We start from the raw sequence: 6,469 nt of genomic DNA, 5'->3' as shown, positions 1-6,469 counted from the left end.
ACTCACTGGACAGATCGGGCATCGATTTTGTCCATTACGCTCCCAGACCCCGGTGGTGTGAGATTGGCCCTACGGTGCAGGGAGTTGCCACCAATGAGGGGCTCAATCTCGTATTCGAGGAGGAGAGGGAGTACTGGAAATCAGGGGGCAGGTTACTGACGATGGAGGAATTCGCTAATCTGCACCTGATCAAGATGAACGGCTCTGGCGGCGGCTGGCTGGACTACGACCGGGACGGTGACTGGGACCTCTATCTTGTGAACTGTCAGGGGTCCGGTGACATAACCAACGCCCTCTACGAGAATCTGGGTGATGGAACTTTCAGTAGGAACAGACAGAGTGGCGCTGAAGATGTGGGAGAAGGGATGGCCCTCTCTATCGCTGATTTTGACAATGACGGCTACTCAGACCTGTTTGTCACCAACTACGGCAACTTCGTCCTTTACCGCAATAATGGCGACAGGACGTTTACCGATATCACAGAACACGCCTTTCCCGACGGCGTGAAGGACCGGTGGTACGGCGGCTCCGCCTGGGGCGACTACGATCTGGACGGTGATCTGGATCTGTACGTTCTCGGTTATGTTGACTTTTCGCGGCGCCCTCGCTACACCAGCTTGCGTTTTCCCATGGATTTCGGCGGACTGCCTAATATACTGTATCGTAATAACGGCGATGGGACGTTCACGGATGTGACAGCGAAGAGCGGCAACGTTGACGACGCGGCCCGCAAATCGATGCAGGCTCTTTTTCACGACTTCAACGGCGACGGCCGACCCGATATATTTGTCACGAACGATACGGACGCGAACAGCATCTATCTCAATCGGGGAGACGGAACATTCAAGCCGTTCTCCGGACCCAGCGGCCTCGGCACTACAGACGGGAGCATGGGCATTGCGCTGGGAGATTTTAACCGGGACGGCCTCTCCGACCTGGTCTATACCAACTACGCCGCCGAGGTTAATATCCTTGCGCCGCTGGTGGATAATGAGAGTTCAAACGACGGTGTATTGCGCAATGCTGTATTTACGCACGATTTTGACTCTCCGCTGGTTCACAAACTAAGCTGGCCAAAGGTGAGCTGGGGAACGGGCCTGTTTGATCTGGATAACGATGTAGACCTGGACCTCTTTTTCTCAGCCGGGCATCTGAACTCTGTCAGCGGGGATAACCGGCAGTCCAACCTGCTTTTTGAAAATGATGGCAGGGGCCGGTTCTCGGATATCTCGGAGCCCGCCGGCATACTGGCAACGGGCAAGCGAATTCACAGGGCGGCGGTTTTTGCTGATTATGATAATGATGGCAAGATGGATATCTATGTGACCAACAACGGCCAACAGGTTGAAGACGGCAAGGGGAATACCATTGACGATCCTTATCAGGGTGTTGGTATTCTCTATCGCAATGAATCGGCCTCAAAGAATAACTGGCTCAAAGTGAGGCTCGAGGGGACAAAGTCTAACCGCGACGCTTTCGGTACCGTAGTGAAGCTGACTACCGGCGATGCAACCATTACTCGAGCATTGGTTTCCGGTGCTGGCTACTTTTCCGCCCACGCCAGAGAACTCCATTTCGGCCTCGGTCAGAATGAGCGGGTGGACAAGATGGAGATAACCTGGCCCAGCGGTGAGATTCAGGCCTTCAGGGAGATAACTCCAAACCAGACTGTCTATGTTGTTGAGGGCGGCACGCTCCATCGTAACACGCTCATCCTCGGCGCAAATTAAGCGCACTGGATCAACGGATGCCGCAAGGTGCGTATTAAACGGGTTCTTAGCTCAGGAACGATCAGCCGGTGATAGAAAGGTGTCAGAGGTTAACACCGTCGGGAGGGGTCATTGCTCCGTGGAGTCTGAGCTGGGAATCGGAGGGAGAGTGACCTAATAGTGGTGTATTATTGCATAGTAAAACACGCATTTTTTCTTGTTTTTCAGCAAACAGTAGTCTAAAATTTACTGCTACTAGACAAGTAATGGATTTATAGTCGGCGAAGGAAGGAGTGAGCAATTATACTACGGGCATCAGAAAGGAGATAATTCCTTCCTGACCATAGCGAGGTTTCACTCAACTTCAGATCCAATCCTTGCTCTCCAAGTATCACTGAAGTTGGGGAAAGAAAACGGGATCCCCTAGGTGATCCCGTTTTGCTTTTGAGATGAGAGGCCAAGAAGAACGTATTAAACCTTCATGATTGATCTTGCCATAGTTTTAGCATTTGTCATCTACAGTGTCTCTGCCGGTTTCCGGGCGAGATCGAAGGCCTCTAGGAATCTTGTGGAATACTTTCTGGCCGGCAGATCCATCCCGGGGTGGAAGGCAGGATTCAGCATGGCGGCCACCCAATATGCGGCAGATACACCGTTGCTGGTCATGGGTCTTATGGCCACTGGCGGCATCTTCATGCTGTGGCGCCTCTGGATTTATGCACTGGCGTTTCTGTTGATGGGCTTCGTCCTCGGCAGAGCCTGGCGTCGCTCCATGATTCTCACCGACGCCGAGTTTACGGAAGTTCGTTACAGCGGCAAAGGTGTCCTCGCCCTGAGAGGTCTCAAAGCAGTCTACTACGGCACCGTCATCAACTGCACGGTTATGGCCATGGTGCTGGTGGCGGCCATCCGCATCTCAGAGACATTTCTACTGTGGCACGAATGGCTACCTGCCGGCGTCTATGATATCATCCTCGGTTGGGTTCAGGCCGTGGGTGTGGAACTTTCATCCGGTGTCACAGGACTGGAGACGTGGATCGCCACTGCGAACAATATCCTGAGCATCGTGACAATCCTCGCTTTTGTCGCCCTCTATTCAACCACCGGCGGACTGAGAAGCGTTGTTGCCACCGATATTGTCCAGTTTTCTGTGGCCATGATTGCGACCTTCATCTACGCGGTCATCGCTGTAACCAAAGCTGGCGGACTGGGTGGCATGATTGACAAAATGGTATTACTCTATGGAGAGGTTCGTACCAGCGAAATGCTCTCCTTCAGCCCCAACAGCTGGGATGCTGTACTCCCATTCCTTGTTTTGATAGGATTGCAGTGGTTCTTTCAGATGAACAGCGACGGTACGGGTTATCTGGCACAGAGAACCATGGCGTGCCGGACGGATACGGGAGCTCGCTTTGCCGGCTTTGTCTTTACTGTTGCTCAGGTGCTGGTGAGAAGCCTCTTCTGGCTACCTATCGGCGTTGCGCTTCTGGTGCTCTATCCCTATGATCCCGCCGCAGCCAGCGGCGAGGCGTTCGTGGCCAGCCGGGAGATACTCTTTGCTACCGGCATCAAAGATCTGCTGCCGGTGGGGATCAGGGGGCTCATGCTTACAGGACTACTGGCGGCGCTGGCGTCCACCATCGACACTCATCTGACTTGGGGTGCAAGCTACTGGAGTAATGACATCTACAAGCGGATTGTAAATGAAGCGTGGTTGAAGCGGCAGCCGTCATCCAAGGAGCTGGTGCTCATTGCCCGTCTCTCAAACATCCTCATCCTTGCTATTGCTCTTACCATTATGGCCAATCTCGGCTCCATCCAGACGGCGTGGTACATATCACTCCTGTTTGGTGCTGGGATGGGGTCTGTGCTTGTGCTTCGCTGGCTGTGGGAACGGATAAACCTCTATTCGGAAGTGGCGGCCATTGCGACGTCGCTGATTGTTGCTCCGATTATTCTATTTAGCGTAAACGATGAGTGGCTGCGGCTGCTGCTCATGTCCGTATCATCAACCGTGGCTGTTCTCGTGGTGACGGTACTGACACCTGAAACGGATGAGAGCATCTTGGATGAGTTCTATAGAAGGATCACACCTCCCGGCCTCTGGAGAAAAACAGCAGCGAGACTTGGGTTTGACGCCGGACAGCCGGGCCAGGCATTTCGTGACGGTGCATATCTTGTTATAACGGTAGCGGCAACCATATTCCTTCTCCTGGTGGGAGTGGGAAAACTGATGCTGCCGGGGCCGGGGAGTTCAAGCCTGAGTGCGTGGTTCATGGTGCTACTCGGTCTGGCAGCCATATCGCTGTGGTGGAAAAAAGTACTGTTAGTCCAAAAGGAGGCCGCGCAGTAGTCTTGCCAACTTATGGGAAGATTACGATGGGATGGTGATAACGAAGCAACTCAATTCAGGATTATGGAAGAGTTACAACTGATTGAAGGCAAACAAGAAACAGGAAACGAATATGAAACATCTTGATGACTATCGCGGGACAGTATCGGATTCAGTTCTGACCGAGATCCGGGAAAAGGCGGAGAAACTGTCCGGTGCCACTATGGTGCACGTGAACGCTACCGCCTTCGGCGGCGGTGTGGCGGAAATCCTCGACAATCTGGTTCTTTTGATGAATGATATCGGTGTGAGGACTGACTGGCGCGTCCTTCACGGCACGCCGGAATTCTTTGAAGTGACCAAGAAGTTTCACAACGCCCTTCAGGGGGATGAGGAGGTGACCTTTTCGCAAGAGGAACTTGATCTGTACAGCCGTACCAATGAGAAGTTTGCCCAATTTGCAGACTTGGGTCATGATGTGGTAATCATTCACGACCCACAGCCCGCCGGGCTCGTTCGTTTTGTGGATCACGAGGCACCGTGGGTCTGGCGCTGTCACATCGATATCACTCAGCCGAACAGTCAGGCGTGGCATTTCATGGAACCTTTCGTTCTCGAATACGAACGGATGATTGTTTCAGCAGATGATTACAGGCGGGAAGATCTTGAGGTAGAGCAGCGGATTGTGTCCCCTTCTATCGATCCACTTTCACCGAAGAATATGGACCTTTCCCAGGAGGTGATCGATAGATATTTCGACAGAGAGCGAATCCCTACCGATAAGCCGCTTATTACTCAGGTGTCGCGGTTTGATCCGTGGAAGGATCCCGAAGGAGTGATAAAGGTGTGGCAGGAAGTGCGAAAGGAGGTAGATTGCCGGCTCGTTTTCTGCTACAATATGGCCAGTGACGATCCTGAAGGGGCGCGTATCTATGAGCGGATGGCACAAACGGCAAAACAGTATCTGGAATCTGGTGATGTACTGTTCGTACGCGGAGATGACCCTGTTCTTGTAAACGTGTTGCAGCGCTATTCCGCGGTAATCGTTCAGAAGTCCACCCGGGAGGGATTCGGATTGGTAGTAACAGAAGCGTTGTGGAAGGGGACGCCGGTGGTGGCTTCCAACGTCGGCGGCATCCCAACACAGATTGAAGACGGGGTGACGGGATTCTTGGTGACTCCCACAGATTTCTCTCAGTGCGCTGCGAAGATCGTCCAGTTGTTGCAGGACAGCGATATGGCCGCAGAAATGGGCGCGCGAGCTAAAGAGTCTGTGAGGGAAAAGTTCCTCATCACCCGTCACATGCTCGACTATCTGAACATCGGGCTCGAGATGCTGGGCAGGAACTAGTGTTATGTCAAGACCAAGGAAAAGGTGAAGGCTGAGGCTAAAGGGGAAACGATACGTAATTTGATGCGAGGTTAGCATGTCATCTGATTCACATTTCAAAGCGGGCATAGACCTGGGCGGGAGCAAGATTGCGGCAGTTGTCGTCTCTGATGATGGAGTTCTAGCCGGGCGCCACAAAGATGAGACGCCTCATGAGGGATCATTTGAACCCATCGCCACAGCCATGAGTAATTGTCTTGGAGAAGCTCTGGTACAGGCGGGGTTGTCGCTCTCTGACATTAAGGCGGTGGGAGTCGGCGTCCCCGGACCGGTAGATGAAACTGGAAGTGTCGCCGTCATGCCGAACCTCGATTTACAAGCTACACCTGTAGCTTCAGCACTGGAATCAGTTTTAGGCCGGCCGGTGACGGTTGAGAATGACGTGAACCTGGCAACTCTGGCTGAATACCACTTTGGCGCCGGCAAGGGGCTGCGCTCTCTTTATGGGATTGTCCCCGGAACAGGGGTGGGTGGCGGCTACGTTATTGATGGAAGAATTGTAAAAGGGAGCAACAACACCGCCGGAGAAATCGGGCACATGGTGGTAATGATCGATGGTCCTCTATGTGGCTGTGGTCAGCGCGGATGTCTGGAAGCGTTCGTCAGTAAACTGGGCTTTATTCGCGAATTGCGGCAAGCTCTGATGGAAGGTGAACAGTCACTGCTGGTCGATTCCGCCGAAGCTGATCTCGAGAGTGTTAACGGCGATGACCTGCGGCGTGCGTGGGATGAGGAGGATAAGCTGGTGAGACGGCTACTGACCGAGCAGGCGAGAATTCTGGGTGTGGCTGTGGCCAACGTTATCAACCTCACCGGGGTTGATGGAATTGTTATTGGTGGGGGCGTCTATGAAAGTCTGGGGGGAGTGCTGCTTCCTGTTGTGGAAGCTACTGCTGACCAGCACGCCATCGGCGGCGGGATGCAAGGTGTTAGGCTCACACTGGCTGAGCTCAAAGAAGATGCGGTAGCTCGCGGTGCGGTGCTGGTGGCTGTACAGGCTGAAGCATCTCCCTGATATAATTTCGGACTGCCCGCCTC

At 53.3% G+C, this 6,469-nt stretch carries 4 protein-coding genes; all 4 read left to right on the top strand.

Annotation, left to right across the window (positions count from 1 at the left end):
• Positions 1-1,730: CRTAC1 family protein (locus tag QF669_04145; GenBank protein ID MDP6456634.1), on the top strand; the 1,730-nt coding region annotated here is incomplete at its 5' end.
• A gap of 460 nt (positions 1,731-2,190) precedes the next feature.
• The gene (locus QF669_04140) at positions 2,191-4,062 is read left to right on the top strand and encodes a Na+:solute symporter (protein ID MDP6456633.1); all 1,872 of its coding nucleotides are present in this window, start codon (positions 2,191-2,193) and stop codon (positions 4,060-4,062) included.
• 112 nt (positions 4,063-4,174) lie between these two features.
• Positions 4,175-5,392 carry a glycosyltransferase gene (locus QF669_04135; protein ID MDP6456632.1) on the top strand — a complete coding sequence of 406 codons (1,218 nt, stop codon included), beginning with the start codon at positions 4,175-4,177 and terminating at the stop codon, positions 5,390-5,392.
• 76 nt (positions 5,393-5,468) lie between these two features.
• On the top strand, positions 5,469-6,446 hold the full coding sequence (locus QF669_04130) for an ROK family protein (protein ID MDP6456631.1): 978 nt from the start codon (positions 5,469-5,471) through the stop codon (positions 6,444-6,446).
• Positions 6,447-6,469: the final 23 nt, after the last annotated feature.

The sequence above is a fragment of the Candidatus Neomarinimicrobiota bacterium genome (assembly GCA_030743815.1).
In the GTDB taxonomy this organism is placed as follows: domain Bacteria; phylum Fidelibacterota; class Marinisomatia; order Marinisomatales; family S15-B10; genus UBA2146.
The sequence above is the reverse complement of the archived record's forward strand: the minus strand, read 5'-3'. Positions and strand labels throughout refer to the sequence as shown.

Bases quoted from the DNA above. Each gene is read 5' to 3' on its own strand.
- QF669_04130 (MDP6456631.1), top strand. From the start codon at position 5,469: ATGTCATCTGATTCACATTTCAAAGCGGGCATAGACCTGGGCGGGAGC.
- QF669_04140 (MDP6456633.1), top strand. From the start codon at position 2,191: ATGATTGATCTTGCCATAGTTTTAGCATTTGTCATCTACAGTGTCTCT.
- QF669_04135 (MDP6456632.1), top strand. From the start codon at position 4,175: ATGAAACATCTTGATGACTATCGCGGGACAGTATCGGATTCAGTTCTG.